Source organism: Brevundimonas sp. (genome assembly GCF_041688735.1).
Classification (GTDB): domain Bacteria; phylum Pseudomonadota; class Alphaproteobacteria; order Caulobacterales; family Caulobacteraceae; genus Brevundimonas.
In genome coordinates, this window is the sequence record NZ_JBDNHO010000025.1 from 19,482 (window position 1) to 41,634 (window position 22,153).

Annotated in this window: 18 protein-coding genes; 11 read left to right on the forward strand and 7 right to left on the reverse strand. The window is 68.0% G+C overall.

The features are described from left to right. Positions 1-22: 22 nt before the first annotated feature. Both ACESMO_RS03180 and ACESMO_RS03185 read right to left on the reverse strand, forming a co-directional pair. Entirely contained in the window at positions 23-352 is a 330-nt protein-coding gene (locus tag ACESMO_RS03180) for a PadR family transcriptional regulator (protein ID WP_372706732.1), read from the reverse strand. A gap of 88 nt (positions 353-440) precedes the next feature. Then, positions 441-2,543: a malate synthase G gene (locus ACESMO_RS03185; RefSeq protein ID WP_372706733.1), complete on the reverse strand. Its 2,103-nt coding sequence runs from the start codon at positions 2,541-2,543 to the stop codon at positions 441-443. Positions 2,544-2,763: 220 nt separating this feature from the next. Here ACESMO_RS03185 and ACESMO_RS03190 point away from each other — a divergent pair, with 220 nt between their 5' ends. The 3 genes from ACESMO_RS03190 (at position 2,764) to ACESMO_RS03200 (ending at position 7,318) form a co-directional block, all read left to right on the forward strand. Next, a complete protein-coding gene (locus ACESMO_RS03190) occupies positions 2,764-3,843 on the forward strand; it encodes a site-specific DNA-methyltransferase (protein ID WP_372706734.1) in 1,080 nt (359 codons plus the stop codon). Positions 3,844-3,973: 130 nt separating this feature from the next. Further along, complete coding sequence (locus ACESMO_RS03195) at positions 3,974-5,086, forward strand: glycosyltransferase family 4 protein (RefSeq protein ID WP_372706735.1); 1,113 nt, start codon at positions 3,974-3,976, stop codon at positions 5,084-5,086. Positions 5,087-5,170: 84 nt separating this feature from the next. After that, on the forward strand, positions 5,171-7,318 hold the full coding sequence (locus tag ACESMO_RS03200; protein WP_372706736.1) for a glycogen debranching N-terminal domain-containing protein: 2,148 nt from the start codon (positions 5,171-5,173) through the stop codon (positions 7,316-7,318). Here the strand turns inward: ACESMO_RS03200 and mutY are convergent. Then, positions 7,315-8,334 (reverse strand): A/G-specific adenine glycosylase, encoded by a 1,020-nt coding sequence (mutY, locus tag ACESMO_RS03205; RefSeq protein ID WP_372706737.1) that lies wholly within the window; start codon positions 8,332-8,334, stop codon positions 7,315-7,317. The two genes, ACESMO_RS03200 and mutY, sit on opposite strands and share 4 nt — an antisense overlap. 21 nt (positions 8,335-8,355) lie before the next feature. On the opposite strand from mutY, the gene ACESMO_RS03210 reads away from it, so the two are divergent. Beyond that, entirely contained in the window at positions 8,356-8,919 is a 564-nt protein-coding gene (locus ACESMO_RS03210) for a DUF721 domain-containing protein (RefSeq protein ID WP_372706738.1), read from the forward strand. A 353-nt stretch (positions 8,920-9,272) separates the two neighbouring features. On the opposite strand, the gene ACESMO_RS03215 is transcribed toward ACESMO_RS03210, so the two are convergent. Next, the gene (locus ACESMO_RS03215; protein WP_372706739.1) at positions 9,273-10,352 is read right to left on the reverse strand and encodes a TerC family protein; all 1,080 of its coding nucleotides are present in this window, start codon (positions 10,350-10,352) and stop codon (positions 9,273-9,275) included. 469 nt (positions 10,353-10,821) lie between these two features. Between ACESMO_RS03215 and ACESMO_RS03220 the strand changes: the two genes are divergently transcribed. The 7 genes from ACESMO_RS03220 to ACESMO_RS03250 all read left to right on the forward strand — a co-directional run bounded on the left by ACESMO_RS03220 (position 10,822) and on the right by ACESMO_RS03250 (position 18,271). After that, positions 10,822-10,983, forward strand: a complete 162-nt coding sequence (locus ACESMO_RS03220; RefSeq protein WP_372706740.1) for a hypothetical protein — start codon at positions 10,822-10,824, stop codon at positions 10,981-10,983. Positions 10,984-11,081: 98 nt separating this feature from the next. After that, the gene (locus ACESMO_RS03225; protein WP_372706741.1) at positions 11,082-11,552 is read left to right on the forward strand and encodes a tellurite resistance TerB family protein; all 471 of its coding nucleotides are present in this window, start codon (positions 11,082-11,084) and stop codon (positions 11,550-11,552) included. Positions 11,553-11,795: 243 nt separating this feature from the next. Further along, on the forward strand, positions 11,796-12,212 hold the full coding sequence (locus ACESMO_RS03230; RefSeq protein ID WP_372706742.1) for a hypothetical protein: 417 nt from the start codon (positions 11,796-11,798) through the stop codon (positions 12,210-12,212). Positions 12,213-12,679: 467 nt separating this feature from the next. Further along, positions 12,680-13,351 carry a thioredoxin domain-containing protein gene (locus ACESMO_RS03235; RefSeq protein WP_372706743.1) on the forward strand — a complete coding sequence of 224 codons (672 nt, stop codon included), beginning with the start codon at positions 12,680-12,682 and terminating at the stop codon, positions 13,349-13,351. An 8-nt stretch (positions 13,352-13,359) separates the two neighbouring features. Further along, positions 13,360-13,989 (forward strand): thioredoxin domain-containing protein, encoded by a 630-nt coding sequence (locus ACESMO_RS03240; RefSeq protein WP_372706744.1) that lies wholly within the window; start codon positions 13,360-13,362, stop codon positions 13,987-13,989. 11 nt (positions 13,990-14,000) lie between these two features. After that, entirely contained in the window at positions 14,001-17,438 is a 3,438-nt protein-coding gene (gene smc / locus ACESMO_RS03245; protein ID WP_372706745.1) for a chromosome segregation protein SMC, read from the forward strand. 455 nt (positions 17,439-17,893) lie between these two features. Then, on the forward strand, positions 17,894-18,271 hold the full coding sequence (locus tag ACESMO_RS03250; protein ID WP_372706746.1) for a hypothetical protein: 378 nt from the start codon (positions 17,894-17,896) through the stop codon (positions 18,269-18,271). Between the two features lie 4 nt (positions 18,272-18,275). On the opposite strand, the gene murG is transcribed toward ACESMO_RS03250, so the two are convergent. From murG to murD, 3 genes are read right to left on the reverse strand one after another with little or no spacing between them, the layout of a single operon-like run. Beyond that, positions 18,276-19,370, reverse strand: a complete 1,095-nt coding sequence (gene murG / locus ACESMO_RS03255; protein WP_372706747.1) for an undecaprenyldiphospho-muramoylpentapeptide beta-N-acetylglucosaminyltransferase — start codon at positions 19,368-19,370, stop codon at positions 18,276-18,278. An 8-nt stretch (positions 19,371-19,378) separates the two neighbouring features. Then, on the reverse strand, positions 19,379-20,557 hold the full coding sequence (ftsW, locus tag ACESMO_RS03260; protein ID WP_372706748.1) for a putative lipid II flippase FtsW: 1,179 nt from the start codon (positions 20,555-20,557) through the stop codon (positions 19,379-19,381). Further along, a complete protein-coding gene (murD, locus tag ACESMO_RS03265) occupies positions 20,554-22,065 on the reverse strand; it encodes a UDP-N-acetylmuramoyl-L-alanine--D-glutamate ligase (RefSeq protein ID WP_372706749.1) in 1,512 nt (503 codons plus the stop codon). Before murD ends, ftsW begins: the two co-directional genes overlap by 4 nt. Between the last annotated feature and the right edge of the window lie 88 nt (positions 22,066-22,153).

A 22,153-nucleotide genomic window follows, 5' to 3' on the forward strand; every position in this document is an offset into this window, starting at 1 on the left:
GTTTCCCCTTGAGCCCCGGTTTTCAGAGAATCTTGTCGAGCGAGGCGTTGATCCCCCGCCACTCGTCGGCCAGGGCGGCCAGCATCGACACGCCCCCGGGCGACAGGACGTAGAAGCGCTTTTTCCGCTTCTCCTCCTCGCGCCATTCGCTGTTCAACAGGCCCTGGCTCTCCAGCCGGCGCAGCAGCGGATAGAGGGTCGATTCCTCCATCTCCAGCCCGTCGGCGGCCAGCGCCTGACGCAGGGTGTAGCCGTATCGCTCGGTCCTCAGGCAGGCGAGCACCGCCAGCACCAGCGACCCGCGCCGCAGCTCCATCCGCATGGATTCGAAAAGGGCCGGATCGACGCTCATACCGTTACCCTGCCCGTCACATAGTGTGTGACATACAGTGTATGACGCATACTGTGTGACGGAGTCAAGTCGCGCGGTCAGCCAAGGCTCAAAGTGTCGCCTTGGCCCTTTGCCTGAACGCATGCAGCAGGGGCTCGGTATAGCCGTTGGGCTGGGCCGTCCCCTCGAACACCAGGGCCCGCGCCGCCTGGAAGGCGAGGCTGTTCGCCGGGTCGGGGGTCATGGGGCGATAGAGGGGATCGGGCGCGTTCTGGGCGTCGACCCGCGCGGCCATCCGCAGCAGGGCGGCGTCCACCTGTTCGGCGGTGCAGACACCGTGCAGCAGCCAGTTGGCCATGTGTTGCGAGGAAATCCGCAGGGTGGCGCGATCCTCCATGAGGCCGACGTCGTGGATGTCCGGCACCTTGGAACAGCCGACGCCCTGATCGACCCAGCGCACGACATAGCCGAGCAGGCCCTGGGCGTTGTTGTCGAGCTCTTCGGCGACCTCGTCTTCCGACCAGTTTCGGCCATCCGCCAGCGGCGGTGTCAGCAGCGCGTCGAGGCCGGGAAGGGGCCGGGCGGCGATCTCGGCCCTCAGGGCGAAAACGTCGGTCTGATGATAATGCAGCGCGTGCAGGGTTGCGGCGGTCGGACTGGGCACCCAGGCGGTGTTGGCGCCGGTCCCGGGATGGGCCGCCTTCTGCTCCAGCATCTCGGCCATGCGATCGGGCGCGGCCCACATGCCCTTGCCGATCTGGGCCTTGCCGGACAGGCCGCATTGCAGGCCGATGGCGACGTTGCGCGCTTCATAGGCGGCGATCCAGGTCGAGGCTTTGACGTCGCCCTTGCGCACCATCGGCCCGGCCTGCATGGCCGTGTGGATCTCGTCACCGGTGCGGTCGAGAAAGCCGGTGTTGATGAACACGATCCGGTCCTTCACCGCATGGATGCAGGCCGCGAGGTTGGCGGACGTGCGGCGCTCCTCGTCCATGACGCCGACCTTGATCGTGTGACGGCTCAGCCCGAGCAGGTCCTCGACCGCGTCGAAGAGGTCATTGGTGAAGGCGCACTCCTCCGGCCCGTGCATCTTGGGTTTGACGATATAGATCGAGCCGGCGCGACTGTTGCGGAACCGACCGAGACCCTTCAGGTCGTGCATCGCGATCATCGACGTCATGACGGCGTCGAGAATGCCCTCGGGCGCTTCCGATCCGTCCGGCAGGTGCAGGGCCGGCGTGGCCATCAGATGGCCGACGTTGCGGACGAACAGCAGGGACCGGCCGGGCAGGGTCACGGTCGATCCGCCCGGTGTCTCGAACAGACGATCCGCAGCGAGCTTGCGGGTCATCGACCGACCGCCCTTGTCGAAGGTCTCGCTGAGCTCGCCGGTCATCAGGCCCAGCCAATTGCGATAGGCCGCGACCTTGTCTTGCGCGTCGACGGCGGCGACCGAATCCTCCAGATCGACGATGGTCGACAGCGCGGATTCCAGCACCACGTCGGCGATGCCCGCCGGATCGTCACGGCCTATCGGATGCTCCGGGTCGAACACCACCTCGATATGCAGCCCGTTGTGGCGGAACAGCCGCGAGGCTTCGCTCTTGCCCACGTACTGATCCGGATCGCGGATGGCGATGCCTTCATACGGGTTCGACAGCTCGGTCCATGACCCCGTGGCCAGGGGCACGGCCGCGTCGAGGAAGGCCTTGGCCCGGGCCACCACGCGGGCCCCACGGACGGGATCATAGGGTCCCGGAGCTGCGGCCTCGCCGAGCGCGTCGGTGCCGTACAAGGCATCGTACAGACTGCCCCAGCGGGCGTTGGCGGCATTGAGCACGAAGCGGGCGTTCAGGCTGGGCACCACGAGCTGAGGCCCGGCCAGGGTGGCGACCTCGGCGTCCACATTGCGCGTGCCGACGGCGAAGGCCGCAGGTTCGGGCACCAGATAGCCGATGTCGCCGAGGAAGACGGTCGCGGCGGCGACGTCATGCGGACGGCCGCGCCGCTCGACATGCCAGGTGTCGATGCGGGCCTGCATGTCGTCGCGGACGGCCAGCAGACGCCGGTTCTCCGGCGCGAACCGGGCGAACAGGCCCGCGGCCCCCGTCCAGAACGCATCGGCCTCAAGGCCGAGCCCCGGCATGACCTCGTCCTCGATGAAGGCCACGAGGGCCTCGTCGACCTGCAGTCCGGCGCGCGCGATGGGCATGAATCCTCCTGACCACGAGCCTGAAACATTCCGTGATGACCCGAGGGAAGTCGAGCGGGATTCTGTTGGGCAAGGTCACAGGTTCCTTGTCCCGCAAGGGGAGAAGGAAAATCGAGCGGCATCCCAGGCCGGCATGCATCACGAACGCGCCGCCGCTTAAACCGCCCTTAACCGCGATGATTCACCAATCAGCCTTCAAGCTGTGCGGGGCCGCGTATCCATGTCCGATCTTCCTGTCGACCAGATCCTGAAGGGCGACTGCATCGCGGTGCTGCGATCGCTGCCCGACGCCTGCGTCGACATGGTCTTCGCCGACCCGCCCTATAATCTCCAACTGGGCGGCGACCTGCTGCGGCCGGACAACAGCCTGGTCAACGCGGTCGATGACGACTGGGACAAGTTCGACAGTTTCGCATCCTATGACGCCTTCACCCGCGAATGGCTGGCGGAATGCCGCCGGGTGCTGAAGCCGGAAGGCTCGATCTGGGTGATCGGCAGCTATCACAACGTCTTCAGGCTCGGCACGGCGATCCAGGACCTGGGCTTCTGGGTGCTGAACGACATCATCTGGCGCAAGACCAATCCGATGCCGAACTTCAAGGGCACGCGCTTCACCAATGCCCACGAGACCCTGATCTGGGCCGCGCGGTCGCGTGACCAGAAGCGCTACACCTTCAACTACGACGCCCTGAAGGCCTTCAACGAGGACACCCAGATGCGGTCCGACTGGACCCTGGCGCTGTGCACCGGGGAGGAGCGGATCAAGGACGCGGACGGCAAGAAGGCCCATCCGACCCAGAAGCCCGAGGGCCTGCTGCATCGGGTCTTGCTGGCGGCCACGCGGCCGGGCGACGTGGTGCTGGACCCCTTCTTCGGCACCGGCACCACGGGCGCGGCGGCGAAACGTCTGGGGCGGCATTTCATGGGCATCGAGCGCGACGAGACCTACGTCAAGGTGGCCGAGAAGCGGATCAAGGCGGTGATCCCCGCGTCGCCCGAGGACCTGATGGTCATGGGCTCAAAGCGGGCCGAGGTGAAGGTGCCGTTTGGGGCGCTGGTCGAGGCCGGCTTGCTGTCGCCCGGCGACAAGCTGTACTGCCCCAAGGGTGAGCGCGAGGCGCGGGTCCGGGCCGACGGCTCGCTGGTGGCCGGCGAGATGAGCGGCTCGATCCACAAGCTCGGCGCCCTGTTCGAGAACGCCCCGGCCTGCAACGGCTGGACCTACTGGCGCTTCAAGACGGATCAGGGACTTAGGTCGATCGACACCCTGAGGGCCGAGGTTCGCGCCGGGATGCAGTGAACGTGGGCTAACGCTGGAACGACGATAACCCGCGCAGTTCCCGCAGGGGAAACCGCGGTTCGCGGAACTTCGCAAGTGCGAGATGGTTGCATATTGGTCGCCTCCTCCCCGGAGCGTCGGGAGTACGGCCATGAAGATCGCGCAAGTCACGCCGCTTTACGAAGCCGTGCCCCCGAAACTTTACGGCGGCACCGAGCGTGTCGTCGCGCATCTGACCGACGCCCTGGTCGACCTTGGGCATGATGTCACCCTGTTCGCCAGCGCCGACGCCCAGACGCGGGCGCGCCTTGTCCCGGTGCGGGACCAGGCGATCCGGCTGGACCCGGCCCCGCTGAAGTCCGATCTGGCCGCGCATATGGTCATGCTGTCGGAGGTGCTCGCGCGGGCCGAGGATTTTGACGTCATCCATTTCCACACCGACATGGTCCAGTTCCCCATGTTCGAGCGGTACGCCGACCGGACCCTCACCACCCTGCACGGGCGGCTGGACATGAAGGACATCGACGGCGTCTATGAACTGTGGCCGCAGTTCGGGCTGGTATCGATTTCCGACGACCAGCGGCGCCCCCTGCCCTTCGCCAATTGGAAGGCGACGGTGCACCACGGCATGCCGTCCGATCTGTACGCCTTCTCGCCGAAATCGTCGGGCTATCTGGCCTTCCTCGGTCGCATCTCGCCGGAGAAGCGACCGGACCGCGCCATCAAGATCGCCACCGCCCTGAACATGCCGCTGAAGATCGCGGCCAAGGTCGACGCGGCGGACAAGGCCTACTGGGAGACCTCCATCAAGCCTATGGTCGACGGCAATCCCCTGATCGAATTTGTCGGCGAGATCGGCGATCATCAGAAATCCGCTTTCCTGGGCGGAGCCGAGGCGCTGCTGTTCCCCATTGATTGGCCCGAGCCCTTCGGCCTGGTGATGATCGAGGCCATGGCCTGCGGCACGCCGGTGATCAGCTTCAAATGCGGCTCCACCCCCGAGGTGATCGAGGATGGCGAGACGGGCTTCCTGGTCGATACGCTGGAACAGGCAATCGCGGCTGCGGGAAGAGCGCATCTGCTGGACCGCGAAGCGATCCGCACGCGGTTCGAGCTGCGGTTCTCCGCGACAGCCATGGCGCGACGCTATCTGGACGTCTATGCCGACCTGCTGGCCAAACGCCCTTTCGCGGAGACGCCTCTGGATGACGTGGTCACCCCGCTGCGGCCCTACGAGGACAAGAGCTTCGCCATCGGCGCCTGATGGGCGCAAGATGAACGGGATGCGGCCTCAAAGCGTTCGCATTCCATGGTCAGCGTCGCTGCCTCGCCCGAATCCGGAGCCCGCATGGATGATACCTATTCCGTCGCGACGAACGCCGCCGAGTTTACGGACACGGATGGTCCCGAGCGCCTGATGGCCTTGAAGGATGGGGACACCTTCGTGGTGGCCGACGGCTGGGGCGACATGAAGGGCGGAGCGGACGGCCTGTTCGACCGCGACACCCGCCTGTTGTCCCGGTTCGTCATGACGGCGGGTCAGACGCGACCCTCGCGGCTGAGTTCTGGCGTCGGCTCGGACAACGTCTTCTTCACCTGCCACACCACCAACCGGCCCCTGCCGCCGATGGGCAAGAGGTCCGCGCCGGCGGGGGTGATCCACATGGAGCGGCGGCGCTTCGTCCGTGCACGGCGCATGTTCGAGCGGGTGCGGATGGTCAACCACGGCACCGAAGACCTGCTGCTGCCGCTGGCCTTCGACTTCGCGGCCGACTTCGCCGACATCTTCCAGGTACGCGGCACGCTGAGGGAAAAACGCGGCGCGAGCGAGACTCCCACCCACGACGGCCGGCGCGTGACCTTCGGCTATCTGGGTCTGGACGGCGTTCGGCGGTCAGGTTGCCTGGCCTTTTCCGAGCCGCCGGCGCGCCTGTCGGGATCGCGGGCGGAATTCATGTTCAGTCTGCCAATGGGCAAGCGGTGCGACCTGTACATCGAATGCGGCGGCGACGCCTGCGAGGCTCCGGACGCCATACGGTTTCGGGCCAACGCGGTCGATGCGCGGCTGGCCATGCGGGCGCGATGCAGGCGGGGCACCTCGGTTCGGGGTCCGCGCAGCCCGCGCTTCAACCAATGGCTGGACCAGTCGCGGGCCGACGTCGCCCTGCTGACCAGCGACCTGCCGACGGGCCCCTATCCCTATGCGGGCGTGCCCTGGTTCTCGACGCCGTTCGGGCGGGACGGGATCATCACGGCCTGGCAGTTGCTGTGGCTGGATCCCTCCCTGGCCAAGGGGGTGCTGACCTATCTGGCGATGCGTCAGGCCACTGAAAGCTCCGCCTTCCAGGACTCCGCCCCCGGCAAGATCATGCACGAGACCCGCGGCGGCGAGATGTCGGCGCTCGGAGAGGTGCCGTTCGGTCTCTATTACGGCGGCGTCGATACGACCTGCCTGTTCGTCGCCCTTGCCGGGGCCTATGCGCGCAGGACCGGGGATTTCGAGACCATCCGCTCCCTGTGGCCCAATCTGATCGCCGCCGTCGGCTGGATGACGGATTATGGCGACGTCAACGGCGACGGCCTGATCCGCTATCAGCGCGGTGCCGACACCGGCCTGTCCAATCAGGGCTGGAAGGACTCCGAGGACTCCATCTTCCATGCCGATGGACAGTTCCCGAAGGGACCGATCGCACTGCTGGAGGTGCAGGGCTACGCCTATTCCGCCTGGCAGGCGATGGCCGATCTGGCTCTGACGCTCGGCGACGACCGCGCGCCGGAATGGGCGGCGCGGGCCGAAAGCGTCAGACGACGGGTCGAAGACCTGTTCTGGATGGAGGACGAGCAGTTCTACGCCATCGCCCTGGACGGCGACGGGCGGCAGTGCCGCGCCATCGGGTCGAACGCCGGGCATCTGCTGTTCTCCGGACTGCCGTCGCCCGAGCGCGCCAAGGTCGTGGCGAAACGGATGCTGGGGGCCGAGTTCCGGTCCGGCTGGGGCATCCGCACCCTGGCGCGCGGTCAGGCCCGGTTCAATCCGATGAGCTATCACAACGGCTCGGTCTGGCCGCACGACACGGCCATGGCGGTGGCGGGCATGGCCCGGTATGGCGAGCGCGAGGCGGTCGGCCTGATCCTGTCCGAGATCTATTCCGCGGCGGCGCATTTCCATCTGCGACTGCCGGAATTGTTCTGCGGCTTCGAGCGTGAGCCGGGCGAGCCGCCCATCGCCTATCCGGTGGCCTGCCTGCCGCAGGCCTGGGCGGCCGGATCGGTGTTCCTGATGTTGCAATCGACGCTGGGGGTTCGGGTCGATGCGACCAAGGGAGTGATCGAGGTCGACGATCCCATGCTGCCCACCGGCGTCGAACGTCTGACCATCTCGAACCTGCGGGTCGGGGACGCCGTCGTGGACCTGGCCTTCCAGCGCCTGGACGGACACACGGTGGTCGTGCCGCGTAACCGGATCGGCGACGTGGTCGTGCGGTTGGTTCGCTAAGCCAACCCGCGCTCCAGCGCCTTGCGGAACACGGTCGGCAGCGACTCCAGCGCCTCGCCCTCGGGCGTCCAGATGAAGTCGCCGTGCCCTTCCGCCGCGTGGACGGTCAGGGTCAGGGAGAAATGGGTGAAGACGTGCTCGACCGCGCCCGCATCGCGCCACTCGGCCGCGACGGGCGGCGGCGTGGGCTGGGGCGCCGCGGTCCAGTCGCCGGTGGGCAGACCCAGCATGCCGCCCAACAGGCCTTTGTCCGGACGCCGAACGAGGGCGACGCGACCCTGCCCGTCGCGCAGCACCCAGGCCGTTCCCGACCGATGGGGGCGATCGGCCTTCCTGGCCTTCAAGGGATAGCGTTCGGGCCGGCCCGAACCGTAGGCGGCGCACCATTCGGTCAGGGGGCATCGCTCGCATAGCGGGGTCTTCGGACGACAGACCGTCGCCCCGAGGTCCATCAACGCCTGGGCCCAGTCTCCCGGACGGTCGTCCCCGACCAGCGTTCCGGCCAGTTCTCGCAGACGCGACCGGGCGGCGGGCAGTGGCGTCTCGACCGCGAACAGCCGCGCCATGACCCGCTCGACGTTGCCGTCCACCACATTGGCGGGCCGGTCGAAGGCGATGGCGGCGACGGCCGCAGCGGTGTAGGTGCCGACCCCCGGCAGGGCCAGCAACCCCGCCTCCGTATCGGGAAAGACGCCACCGTGGTCTCTCGTCACCGCACGGGCGCAGGCCAGCAGGTTGCGAGCGCGGGCGTAATAGCCCAGGCCCGCCCATGCGGCCATGACCTCGCCGTCCTCGGCCGCCGCCAGGTCGGAGACCGCAGGCCAGCGGGCTGTGAAAGCCTGGAAATAGGGCGTGGCGTGCGGGGTCGTGGTCTGTTGCAGCATGACCTCCGAGAGCCAGACCCGGTACGGATCGGGCCGCGCGGCCGTCCCCGGCGAACTGCGCCAGGCCAGAGTCCGCGCATGGGCGTCGTACCAGTTCAGAAGCGCGGCGCGGATAGCGGAGACGGGGGGCATCCTTCGCGCTATAGACCGGAAATGGCCCGCTCGCTGCCAACGGACGCCGAAGCGCGTGAAATCCTGTCGCGGCGACGCACGCGCGCCGCGCCGCGTCCCGCGCCCAAGGCCGGTCGAGCCTTGCAGGGGCTGATCAAGGAACTGGACGACAAGTTCGGGCGCGGAGCCGCCGCGCTGGAACCGCGCTGGCGCGAGATCGTCGGCGAGCGGCTGGCGCGCGTCACCCGACCGCAGAAGCTGAGCAAAAGCCGGGGCGGTGGTGGAACGCTGGAGCTGCGCGTCGCGGGCCCGGCCGCCCTGCTGGTCCAGCATCAGTCGGAAGACATTCTTCAGCGCGTCAATCTGTTCCTCGGCGCGGGCAGCGTCGACAAGCTGAGGATCGCGCAGGGACCGGTCAAGCCAATGGTAGACTGCGCCGCGCCGCGTCCCCGCAAGGTCGCGCCCACCCCCCTTCCTGCCCATGCGGAGGCCGAGCTGAAGGCCTCTGTCGCCGCTGCGCCGGACGCACTGAAGGGCGCGCTGGAGCGGCTCGGCCGCGCCGTCCTCAGCGATCCGGACAAGGGCACCGATCGCTCGGGCCGATAACAGAACTTCGCCGCTGGCGTGTTCCAATTGGCAACCGCGGGACGTTGCAAAAAGGCTGGGTTTCCTTGTCGAGCCCAGCTTATGCCGGATGGTCGATTAAAGGGTGGAAGTCATTGACCGCTTTCGACCCTTGTCTGCCACGCGTGGTGTCTGTTCTTGGGCCACGGTCGCTAGGCCCGCTTGCCGGCGACGCGCACAAGACGTTTTCGACCCAGCCCGGACATTGGACCTGAAGCGGCTAAGTTCGCATTTGTAAGAGGCGAGGCTCCCTGTCAGGCCTGATTGCTCGGGCGAGTGCGGCTGGTGCTGTCGGCATATTTGCTATCCCGACAGCACGCTGACCGGGTGACAGATCAATCGACCGGAGGGTTCCGCCCGTCCTTCCCCTCATGGGTCCTGATCCAGGAATAGAGCATGGAGCCACCGATCAGGGCGAGGGTCGCAATAAGGGACCATTGTGGCTCGAGGTAGGGCACCAGCGCCTCACCGGTCATGTCTTTCCAAGCCTTGTAGAGACCAAAATTCCAGATGATCTTGACCCCGATCAGCACGAGCACAAGCGACAGCCCGTATTTCAGATATTTGAAGCGGGCGACTGCCTCGGCGAGCATAAAATACATCGAGCGCAGGCCCAGGATCGCGAAGATGTTGGACGTGTAAACGATGAAGGGGTCCTTTGTGACCGCGAAGATCGCCGGCACGGAATCAACCGCGAAGATGATGTCCACCACCTCGACCATGATCAAGGCCAGGAACAGCGGGGTCGCGAACAAAACGAGCCGACCCGAGCCTTTGGGGTCGGGTCGTTTCACAAAGAAGTTGTGATTATCGATCGTGTCCGTGACGCGCATCCGCTTCTTCAGGAACTTGAGGATCGGATTATCGTTCAGATCCATCTCGTGACTGCCGCCGAAAATCATCTTCCAGCCCGTGAAGATCAGGAAGGCGGCGAAGATGAACAGCACCCAGGTGAACTCGTTCACGATGGCCGCGCCGAGCGAGATGAAAATCGCCCGGAACACGATTGCACCGATGATGCCCCAGAACAGCACGCGATGCTGGTACTCGCGTGGGACCGCGAAGAAGGTGAAGATCATCCCGATGACGAAGATGTTGTCGAACGCCAGCGCGGTTTCGAGAAGATAGCCGGTAAAATACTGTAGAACGGCTTGCTGATTGAGATTATCGGGACTCATATAGTAGATCGGGTCGGGCTCGTAAACGAAGTAGACATAGGCCCCGAACGCGATGGCGAGGGATGCGAACGACGCCCACATCGCTGCCGACTTCTTGGCCGACACCACCCCGTCCTTGTTGTTCACGACCCCCAGGTCGATCCACAGCAGGAAGCCGATGAAGCCGAGGAAGGCCAGCCAAAGCCATATCGGCTGGCCGACATAGGTCGCGGCCAGAAATGGAAGGGACTCAAGCATCCCGGACCTCATAATAAAGAAACAGGCGCCGCGTCACGCCATCCATGCGGGGGTCCAACATCGCAGCCGACGCCTCGGCTGCCAGAGGGGCCCGGACCCGTGGAGGAGCCGTCAATGACGGCATACACACGACGCGTCAACGCGTCATGACGCTGACCGACCAGGGTGCCGCTTTCCGTATCGCAGACTTAACCCAGTCTCGCCGGTCAGCGCGCGACTGTCCGAGCCGGTGCTTCTATTGCCGGATCGCGAGCATATTGCTTTGTGATGCCTGGCATCAGAACTTCTTATTGGCGCCCGCATCGGAAGTGCGGCAGCTTATCGGAGCGGCCCGGGCCCCTCTGACGATCGCTGGCGATCGTGATGTCGGATCGCATCGGGTGCGCTCGATGACGGGGTCCGGCTGTTCTCCCCCATCGAACCGTCGGCTTCGGCGTCGAGCTCTCCCCATCAGAGAAGGAGAGGCCGCATGACTATTGCGTTGGCGCGCAGGCTGCAGGGATTTCATGCCCTGCTTAAGATGGCGCCGGGGGACGACCGCACCGTCGCGGACATCAAGAAGAAGAAGCCGGCCGTCAAGGACCGGTTCGCCGTCCTCGACGGTCGCCAGAAGGCGGTCGGGTCGCGCTAGCGAAGAGGAGGGTCGGCGGCTTCCCCCGGTCGCCGACCCCGATCGCTCCCATATCAACAGCCGATCGCCGCATAACCGGCGATGCAATGCGAGGCCCAATGCCCCAGTCCAACAGATTGCTGCGAAAACGTCCCGGGATTGACCAGAACGACGTCTGGACTCCCGGAAACATCGTCCAGATGGACGCGGTCGTGGCCGCCTGTGCCATGGTTTCCCAGGCCGACGGCTGGGTCACCGCCGACGAGCGCACGCGCATGCTCGACCGCATGCGTAACTCACCGACGATCGCCTTCTTCGGCACCGACGACGTGCTGGCCTTGTTCGAAGCGCTGAACCTGCGGTTCGAGCGCGATCTCGACGATGGGGAGGAGACGGCGGAGCTCGCGGTCGCGCGCCTGCGAGGCCAGCCGGGCGCCTCTCGTCTGCTGATCGAGACGGCCTGCTCGGTCGCCGAAGCCGACGGCGGCCTTGACGCCGAAGAACGGGCCGTGATCCTGCGACTTTGCAAACTCCTGGGCGTCGATCCCGAACCTTATGACCTGATCCAGAGCGAAGATGAGCGAAGATGAGGGTCGGCGCACCATTCAACCCAACCGCTCACGCATGGGCCGTTCAGCTCTCCCAGATGACGGGCCGGGTGGCTGGGCATCAGAGCACGCCCACGGATCGACCCGTCGATCCCGCTGGCGCCATCAACGATGAAACGCTGACCCGCCGACCCAGCCGGCACACATTCGATATCCGCGTCTGATCGCGGTTAAGGGGCGGTCGATTCGCATCACCGGCCCATTTGTCTTGAAGGGACTTGCCTGATGATATCCACAATCCGCACCACGCTGGTTGCCTTATCGGCCGTGGTGGCTCTGGCCGCGTGCGAGCCGATCGATACGTCGGCCCTGCGCGAGATAGAAAAGACGGCAGAGGCGGCTCGCACTGCGGCTGACAGCTTGAATGCGCGTGCGTCCGAGATACAGGGGGCGATCAACGATCCGGTCGGGGCTCTGCGGACCGCGGCTCTGGGAGCGACCTTTACCAAGACGCCCACCGCCGAGGCGAACCTGTTCGTGCTCACCGACTTGCAGACCGGTTGTCAGTGGCTCGCCACCTATGGTCCGGGCGGCGAGGCCGTCAGCCTTGTCGCCCGCACGGAACCGGGCGAGCAAGGCACCCGGCAGCGCTGCATCTCGATCGAAGGCCGCGGCCTGGCCACAGGTGAAGGCGCGCAATGAGGCGACTGGAATTCTGATTGAGAGAGAGGCTGCGGATCGGTTCGACCCTCCGGTTCGACCCTCCGGTTCGATGCGCGGCGATTATCGAGGCCATGAACTGCGCCGGCCGCAGAGGGTCGGAATTCGTCTCAAATGACAAACCGACAAGCTTACCGTCTCAATCCAGGCCAGCTTGAGCGGAATGTCGTGTTTCCGGGGACTTGGTAAGCATCGCTCTTGGTGCCGTAAGGACAGTTGCGGCGTGCGGAGGCGATGTCCGCTCCCCACCCATCCAGACCGTCGGCGAGTCCGCTCGCGTTGACCGCAGGTCCAATCCTCCGGGGATCGCTTGGCTTTGGGGCCTTGGATAGGATATCGGCGACAGTCGTGGCGTAATGTTGCCGCTTCTGTTCTCGAAAACCCATGTGCGCGCTTTTGCGGGGAATCGCGCGAAACTCCAGCAGCCCCGCGACAGCAAGGACCACGTCATGAGCGACCAGATCAGCGCCCAGATCAGCGGCAGGACCAGATACGCCGCGATGAACCGCCGCGCCGCCATGACGGCCGCCACCCTGGCCGCCATGGCCACCCTGGCCGGTTGCGGCGGCGGTGGCGCGGGCGCGCCTGTCGACGGCGACATGGCCTTGGGCGCCGCCGAAGGGGCCAAGGTCACCGTGGTGGAGTATGCGTCGATCACCTGCCACGTCTGCGCCGCCTGGCAGGCCGAGCACTGGGACGGTCTCAAGCGCGCCTACGTCGACACCAACAAGGTGCGCTACGTCTTCCGCGAAATTCCGACGCCGCCGGCCCAGGTAGCCATCGCCGGTTTCGCCATCGCGCGCTGCGCCGGGGACGACAAGTATTTCGACGTCGTGCACGAACTGCTGTCCAGCCAGGACGAGATGCGCGCCGATCCCCGCGCCACCCTGTTCCGCGTCGGCAACGGCGCCGGCCTGAGCAACGAACGCGTCCAGCAGTGCATCACCGACGAAGCCGCCCTGACGGGTGCCGAGGAACGCGCCAAGGCCGCGCGCGCCGCTGGCGTCGACGGCACGCCGACCTTCTTCGTCAACGGCGTGAAGATCATCACCCCGGGATCGCAGTCGGGCACCAGCCTGGCCGACCTGTCCAAGGCCATCGACGCCGAACTGGCCAAGTGAGCCGGGACGTGGCGCGTCTGCTTCGCTTCCTGCTGCCCATGCTGATCGCGGCGCTCGCGCCTGCGGTCGTCATGGCGCAGGCGATCGAGCCGGTGCGTCCGGACGACCGGACCCTGGGCAGCGCCGACGCGCCCGTCACCCTCACGGTCTATCTGTCGGCGACCTGCGGCCACTGCGCCGCCTGGCACACGACCGACCTGCCGACGATCAAGGCCAGGTATGTGAACGACGGTCAGGTCCGGATCGTCTACCGCGACCTGCCGACCCCGCCTCAAACCTTGGCCGTCGCCGGTGCCACGATGGCCCGGTGCGCGCCAGAAGACCGCTACGACGACGTATTGGACGGCCTTTTTCGGGGTCAGGCCGCCTTGCAGGCCGGGCCCTATCCCGCCGCAGCCCGAATCTGGCTCGCGCAGGCCGGAGCGGCCGGCGGCATGACGATCGAGCAGATGAACGCCTGCATGCAGGACCCGGCGGGCAAGGCTGTGGTCGAGGCCCGCGGGGAACAAGCCATCGACGATGGCGTCGAGTTCACGCCCGCCTTCTTCGTCAACGGCAGTCCCGTTCTGCTCACGTCGAAAACGCATGACGTCGCGGCCTTCGACGCCGTCCTGCAGCCTCTGCTGGCCGGTCGGTGACGCCCTAGCCGATGCAGTTCCAGCGCCTCCGGCTCGTGGGCTTCAAGTCCTTCGTCGACCCGGCGGAGGTGCATATCGAGCCGGGCCTGACCGGGGTGGTCGGCCCCAACGGCTGCGGCAAGTCCAATGTGCTGGAAGGCCTGCGCTGGGTCATGGGAGCGAACTCGGCCAAGGCCATGCGCGGTCAGGGCATGGATGACGTCATCTTCTCCGGGGCCGCCGACCGCCCGCCGCGCAACCACGCCGAAGTCCAGCTGACCATCGACAACGCCCAGCGCAAGGCTCCCCAGCCCTTCACCGACAGCGCCATTATCGAGGTGTCGCGCCGCATCGACCGGGGTCAGGGCTCGACCTATCGCATCAATGGCAAGGAGGTGCGCGCCCGCGACGTGCAGCTGCTGTTCGCCGACGCCTCGACAGGTGCCAACTCGCCCGCTCTGGTGCGCCAGGGACAGATCAGCGAGCTGATCGCCGCGAAGCCGCAGAACCGCCGCCGCATCCTCGAGGAAGCCGGTGGGGTGGCCGGTTTGCACACCCGGCGTCATGAGGCGGAGCTGAGGCTGAAGGCGGCGGAGACCAATCTGGAGCGGCTGGACGACATCGGCCGCGAGCTCGAGACCACGCTTGCCCGCTTGAAGCGCGAGGCGCGGCAGGCCGAGAAGTACAAGAAGATCTCGGCCGAGATCCGGGCGCTTCAGGCGGCGCTGGTTTACGTCCGCTGGAATGATGCGCGGGTGGCGGCCGAGGGCGCGACGCGGGAACTGGCCGAGGCCGAACGCGCGGTTCTGGAGGCCACCTCGGCGTCGGGCCGAGAGCAGACGGCGTCGCTGAACGCCCAGGACGCGCTGAAGCCCGCCCGCGAGGAGGACGCCGTGGCTGGCGCTCTGCTCCACCGCGCATCGCTGGAACGCGACCGGCTGGACATGGCCGAACAGGCGGCGCGCGCCGAGGTCGAGCGGCTGATCGCCGAGGGCGCGCGCATCGCCGCCGACATTGAACGCGAGACCGCCATGGCCGGAGACGCCGGGGGCGAGCTGGCGCGGCTGAACGCGGCGCTGGAGACGCTGAAGGCCGAGATGGCGGGCGCGCCGACGCGTGGTCCCGAACTGGAGGCCGCCCTCGCCCCGGCCGAGGACGCGCGCAGGGCGGCGGACGCCGAGGTAGAGCGGGTCGCGGGTGCCGTGGCCTCGATCGAGGCCCGCGTGAACGCCGAAACCGCCCGCAGGCGCGATGCCGAGGCGCGGGTGGCGCGGGCCCAGGCCCAGTGGTCGTCGGCGAAGGCGGAGCGTGAGGCGATAGGCCCGCTGGAGACGCCCGAGATCAATGCGGCGACCGTCGCGCTGGAGACGGTGCAGGCAGCGCTGTCGGCGGCGCGGGCGGCGGTCGAGGCCGCAGAAGCCGACCGGGGCGACCGGGCGCGAGCGGAAGCCGAGGCGCGGACACAGGCGCGGGCGGCCGAGGACCGGCTGGGCCGTCTGCAGACCGAGGCGCGCGGACTGGCTCAGCTGCTGACGCAGGGTCGGCGCGAGCATCCCCCGGCGCTGGACCGGGTTCAGGCGGGCAAGGGCTATGAGGCCGCGCTGGCTGCGGCGCTGGGCGACGATCTGGACGCGGCACTGGACCCGCGGGCGGCGGCCTGGTGGGCGGGAGCGGATGTCCCCTCTCCCGCGTGGCCTGCCGGCGTCGAGCCGCTGGCGAACCATGTCTCGGCGCCGGACCAGTTGCAGGCGCGCCTCGCCCTTTGCGGGGTGGCGGCGCGCGACGAGATCGAACGGCTGGCCAGGGCCCTGCCGGTCGGGGCGCGGCTGGTGACGCGCGAGGGCGACCTGTGGCGCTGGGATGGCTTCGTCCAGCGCGCCGAGGCTCCGCGCCCGGCGGCCGTTCGACTGGCCCAGCGCACGCGACTGTCCGAGCTGGAAGCCGACATCGATGACGGCAAACCGGCGCTGGAAGCCGCGCAGGCCGCGCTGAAGGCGGCGACCGAGGCTTTCCGCGCCGCCGAGGAGACGGTCAGGACGGCTCGCGCGGCACCCTTCCCGCTGGACAAGGCCGTCTCGACCGCCCGCGACCGGGTCGATGCGCTGGGCCGCGAACAGGCCCGCAATGAGGCCAGGGCGCAGGCGCTGGACGAGACCCTGACGCGGCTGGCGCTTGAGGTGGAGGTCGACACGACCGCTCTGGCGGAGGCCCAGGGGGGCCAGGCGCCGTCGGAGACTCTGGACGGGCTCAGGGCGGAGTTGACGGTGTCGCGGGCGGCGGCGGAGGCGGCGCGGAGCGCGGCGTCAACGGCGCGGGTCGAACGCGACGCCGAGGCGCGCGAAGTGGCGGGCCGCCAGTCGCGGCTGGACGGGCTGACGCGCGAACGCGACGGCTGGGCCGGGCGGGCGAAGGACACGACGGCGCGGATCGCCGTGCTGGAGACCGACGCGGAGAAGACGGCTGGGCGGCTGAAGGCGGCGTCGAACGCGCCGGAACAGCTAATGACGCAGCGATCGTCCCTGCTGGATTCCCTGACCACGGCGGAGACGCGACGCAGGGCCGCCGCCGACGCCCTCGCCGTGGCCGAGCACGCGGCGACCGAGGCGGATCGCGGCGCGCGGGCGGCGGAGAGCTCGGCCTCGGCGGCGCGCGAGGCCCGGGCGGGTCTGGCGGCGCGGGCGGAGGCGGCGACCGAGCGTCTGGCCGATGCCGAGGCGAACCTGCGCGAGACGGCCCAGATGTCGCCGGAAGAGCTGGCCCGCAAGCTGACCGACGACGCCATCGCCAGTCCGCCGGACGCGGCCGGGGCCGAAAGCCTGCTCTACGGTCTGGAGCGCGAGCGCGAGGCGCTGGGCGCGGTCAACCTGCTGGCCGAGGCCGAGGCCAACGACTACGGCGACCGACTGCAGACCATGAAGGCCGAACGGTCGGACCTGACCAGCGCCATCGCCAAACTGCGCGACGGCATCGATGAGCTGAACGCCGAGGGCCGCGAGCGGCTGGTCGCGGCGTTCGACGTCATCAACGCCAATTTCAAAAGCCTGTTCGAGGCCCTGTTCGGCGGCGGCCAGGCCGAGCTGAAACTGGTCGAAAGCGACGACCCGCTGGAGGCCGGGCTGGAAATCTACGCCTGCCCGCCCGGCAAGCGGCTGTCGGTGATGAGCCTGATGAGCGGCGGCGAACAGGCCCTGACGGCGGCGGCGCTGATCTTTGCCGTCTTCCTCGCCAATCCGGCTCCGGTCTGTGTGCTGGACGAGGTCGACGCCCCGCTGGACGACGCCAACGTCGACCGCTTCTGCCGCATGCTGGACGAGATGAGAAAGCGCACCGATACCCGTTTCATCGTCATCACCCACAACCCCGTGACCATGAGCCGGATGGACCGCCTCTACGGCGTGACCATGCCCGAACGCGGCGTGTCGCAACTGGTCAGCGTGGACCTGCGGCAGGCTGAAACGCTGGTGGCTTAAATCCTCCCCCATAGGGGGAGGGGGACCATCCGAAGGATGGTGGAGGGGGCCAACTGCAAGTGCCGGTTTGTGGGGCAAGCCCCCTCCACCGCCGTACCGGCGGTCCCCCTCCCCCTGTTGCTGCGCTCGGGGGGAGGACTGCGACCCCGGCACCTCGCATCGTACGAACCAGCCGAAGATCGCCGGCCCCTCGATGATGTATCGGCGGGTGAGGCGGAAGCGGACAACCTGGCCGACGCGGTTCGCGTTGGGCGCGCAGCGATGGCAGGCTTGTAACCCGGCATTGAATATCGAATTCAAACGCTTCCGGGACTCGCGCAGCGCCGTTTTTCGGCCATAATCCGGACAGGGAGGCTTAAATGAAATCACTCGCACTTTGTCTTGCCGTAGCGACAGCCGTGGCAATCCCGGCGACCGCCCGGACTCAGGACGTCACCCAGGGCCCCGACGAACCCATGCGCCAGATCTTCCAGGTCCCCGGCGTCGTCGCCTTCATGACCATGCCGAAGACGGTCGAGACGGGTCACAGACAGGTCTGGACCTGGCTGTTTCTGAAACAGCCCATCGCCGGCGGCGCGAACACCCTGGCGATGGAATGGGATGTCGATTGCACAGCGGGAACCGTGCACACCGTACGCACGGTCGTCTATCAGGATGCGACCCACATGCGCACGGACGCCGGACCGGCGGCGGCGGCAGTGCCTGCCGCAGGCACGCCGGGTGCCGTGACCATGGGAGCCGCCTGCACGACCGAGCGTCCCCGCACCCGGCCCGTGCCCACCCTGACGGCGGCGCGTGCTTCGGCCGCGCAACTCTTCGCGGCCCAGCCCTGACGATTCAGGCAGGGCGGACCGACCCCTCGACCATATCGGCAAGGACCCCGGTCGCGTCCGGCAGGGCGGCGGACCGGGCACCGGCGCTCATGGCGGACAGTCGGGCGGGATCGGACAGCAGAGACAAGAGGACGACGGTCAGGGCCTCAACCGTCACCTCATCCTCCAGCATCACCTCGGCCCCGCCGGCTTCGGCGAGGCTGAGAGCGTTGAAGCGCTGGTGGTCGTCCATGGCGATCTTCAGCGGGATCAGCAGCGAAGGCACGGCGGCCACCGCCAGCTCGGAACAGGTCGAGGCCCCAGCGCGACCGATCACCAGATGGGCCGCCGACAGCCGCCGGGCCATGTCACCGAAGAAGGGGGCGACCTCGGCCTCAATGCCGGCGGCCTGATAGACGGCCCGGGCGGCCTCCAGCGTCTCGGCGCGCGACTGTTGCTGCACACGCAGACGTTTGCGCAAGGGCGGGGGCAGAGCCGCCAGGGCGCGGGGCGCGGTCTCGGCCAGGATGCGGGCGCCCTGGCTCCCGCCGGTGACCAGCACATGGATCGGGCCATCACCCGTCGGCGCGAGATAGGGCCGGTCGAACAGGGCACGGATGTCGGGCCGCACCGGATTGCCGACCAGGGTCACGCGTCCGGCGACGGCGGGCGGGACCTTCCGCAAATTGGGGAAGGACGAGGCGACGCCGCCGACATAGGGCGAAAGCCAGCGGTTGGTGCGGCCCAGCACGGCGTTCTGCTCATGCAGCAGCGTCGGCCGCTTCTGGCTCAGCGCGGCCAGCAGGGCCGGGGCGGACGGATAGCCGCCGAAGCCGACCACCACGGCGGCGTCCAGCCGGTTCAGCGCCGCGCGGGCCTTGAACAGCCCGCGCGCAATGGCCACGCCGGCCCTGGCCATCCCGATCGGCCCGCGCCCGGTGGCGGCGTCGAGCGCGATCCGTTCCTCGGCCGGGAAGTCATGGGCATAGGCCTCGCCGCGATGATCGGTGGCCAGGACGATGCGCCAGCCGCGCGCCTGAAGCTCGCGCGAAAGCGCCTCGGCCGGAAACATGTGACCGCCGGTACCCCCGGCCGCGACGACGCAGACTTTCGATGACATGGCGGCCCTTACGGCAGTATCCGCCGGCCCTGCGGCAGGCTGGCCCCCGGCTCGTAGGCACCGGGGCGGCGGCGGGTCAAGGCCAGCGCCAGCCCCATTGTCAGCCCCATGGCCAGCATCGACGAGCCGCCGTAGCTGATGAAGGGCAGGGTCATCCCCTTGGTCGGGATCAGGTTCAGATTGACCGCGATGTTGATGCAGGCCTGCAACCCGATCAGCATGAACAGGCCCGCCGCCGCGGTCTGCTCATAGGGGTCGTTCAGCTTCATCGCCCTGCGCATGCCGCGCAGCACGATGAAGGCGTAAAGACCGATCATGACCAGCGACAGGATCAGGCCGAACTCCTCGGCGCCGACGGAATATATGAAGTCGGTGTGCAGGTCGGGCACCGAGCGCTTCATCACCCCCTCGCCCACACCGCGGCCGACCAGTCCGCCCGAGCGAATGGCTTCTAACGCGCGGTCGATCTGGTGGGTGTCGGTCGTCTCCGGAGAGGTGAAACGGCTGAGGCGGTCGCGCATGTGGCTGAAGGCGAAATACAGGCCGACGACGCCCGCCGCGCCCGCCGCCGCCAACGCCGCCACCCATTTCAGCGGCACCCCGGCCATGAAGAAGACGGCCATGAAGGTGGTGGTGATCAGCAGGGTCTGGCCGATGTCAGGCTGGATCAGCAGCAGGAAGACGGTCACGGCCCAGGCCGCGAAGGCGATGCTGACGCCGGGCACCCCCTGCCCCTTCTGGGCCTCGGCGAACATCCAGGCGGCGAAGACGATCAATGCGGGCTTGGCGAATTCGGACGGCTGCAGGCTGAACGGGCCGAGGTTCACCCAGCGCGCGGCTCCCTTCACCTCATTGCCGATGAACGGCAGGGCGGCCATGACGACGATGGCTCCCAGCAGCGCCAGCACCGCGATCCGCCGGACCCCGCGCGGGGACAGCAGGGAACTGGCCAGCATGGCGATCAGGCCCAGTCCGGCCCAGACGATCATCCGCCATGAATAATGGAACGGGTCAGAGATCGACTGGTTCGCGAGGATGGCGGCCGGGCTGGAGGCGAAGCTGAGCGCCACGCCCAAGGCCATCAGCGTCAGGCCCGCGGCCAGCAGGCCCCGGTCGACGGTCCAGAACCATTTGGCGATCGCACCCTGATCGTTGCGCGAGAAGGCGGGGCTGTAGCTCTGGGTCATGACGCGCTCGCGGGGCCAGAGAAGGGTCGGGCGCCGAGGCCGAGAACGGCGGCGCGGAAAGCCTCGCCCCTCGCCTCGAAGTCGGGATACTGGTCAAAACTGGCGCTGGCGGGGGACAGCAAAACCACCTCCTCGCGGCCCGTGGCGGCGGCGGCCTCGGCGGCCTGACGCACGGCGGTCGCCATGTCGCCGCTGATCCGGTGCGGCGTGTCGCCCAGCCGGGCCGCGAACGGTCCCGCCGCCTCGCCGATCAGGAAGGCCTCCACCACGCGGGGGAACAGCTCCTCGAGGTCGTCGATGCCGCCCTGCTTGGCCCGCCCACCGGCGATCCAGAAGCAGCGGGCGTAGGACATGAGCGCTTGCCGCGCCGCGTCGGCGTTGGTGGCCTTGGAGTCATTGATGAAACGGACCTTGCCGAGGCGTCCGACCTCTTCCATCCGGTGGGCCAGGCCGGGGAAGGTCATCAGGCCATGTACGGCGGCGTCATGCGAGACCCCGAGCGCCCGGGCGGCGGCCCAGGCGAAGGCGGCGTTCTGGGCATTGTGACGTCCGGGGAGTGAGCGGGCGGAGGTCAGGTCGATGCGGGTGCCTTGCAACGTCAGCGCACCGTCGGCCACCCCGATACATCCGCCCATCCCGGCGAAAGCCGGGACCCAGTCCTTTGGCCGCTCCGGCATGGACGATGAGTCCCGTCGCTCATTCCCGTCACCGCGCTCCGACGAAAGCACTGGGTCCCGGCTTTCGCCGGGATGAGCGGACATGACCATAGTCACCGCGCGACCCGCGTCTCCAAGACGATCGGTGACGGCCTTTCCCCAGTCCTCATCCACCCCCACCAGCGCGACACCGTCCGGCCCCTGAGCCTGGAAAATCCTGGCCTTGGCCGCCACATAACCATCCATCCCGCCATGCCGCTCCAGATGGTCCGGGCTGACGTTGGTCAGGATCGCCACGTCCGGCGCGAAGCTCGTGGTCAGGTCCAGCTGGTAGCTCGACACCTCGATCACATAGACCGCGTCGGGCGTGGGGGCCGGCAGCGCCAGCACGCCGATGCCGATGTTGCCGCCGACGTGGGTGGTGATCCCCGCCTGCTTGAACACCCAGCCGATCAGCGCCGTCGTCGTCGACTTGCCGTTGGTGCCGGTGATGGCGACGACGCGGGGCCGCTCGCCCTTTGGCAGGGCGTCCAGCGCGCAGGCGAACAGTTCGATGTCGCCGATGATCTCGACGCCCGCCGCCTTCGCCTTGTCCACCGTCCAGTGCGGCTTGGGATGCGTCAGCGGCGCGCCCGGCGACAGCACCAGAGCGGCGAAGCCCGACCAGTCGGCGGCGGTCAGGTCCTCGACCGCAAACCCTTCCGCCTCGGCCTGCATGCGGCTGGACACGCTGTCGTCCCACAGCACCGGCAGGGCCCCGCCCGCCTTCAGCGCGCGCGCCGCCGTCAGCCCCGACCGTCCCAGGCCGAAGACCGCGATGCGCCGCCCTTCAAAGCCGGGGACGGGGATCATGCCTCGGTTCCGCTCATCCCCGCGAAAGCGGGGACCCCGTGCTTTGTGCGCGCCGGTGCGGACAATGGGTCCGACAGCCGATCGGCCA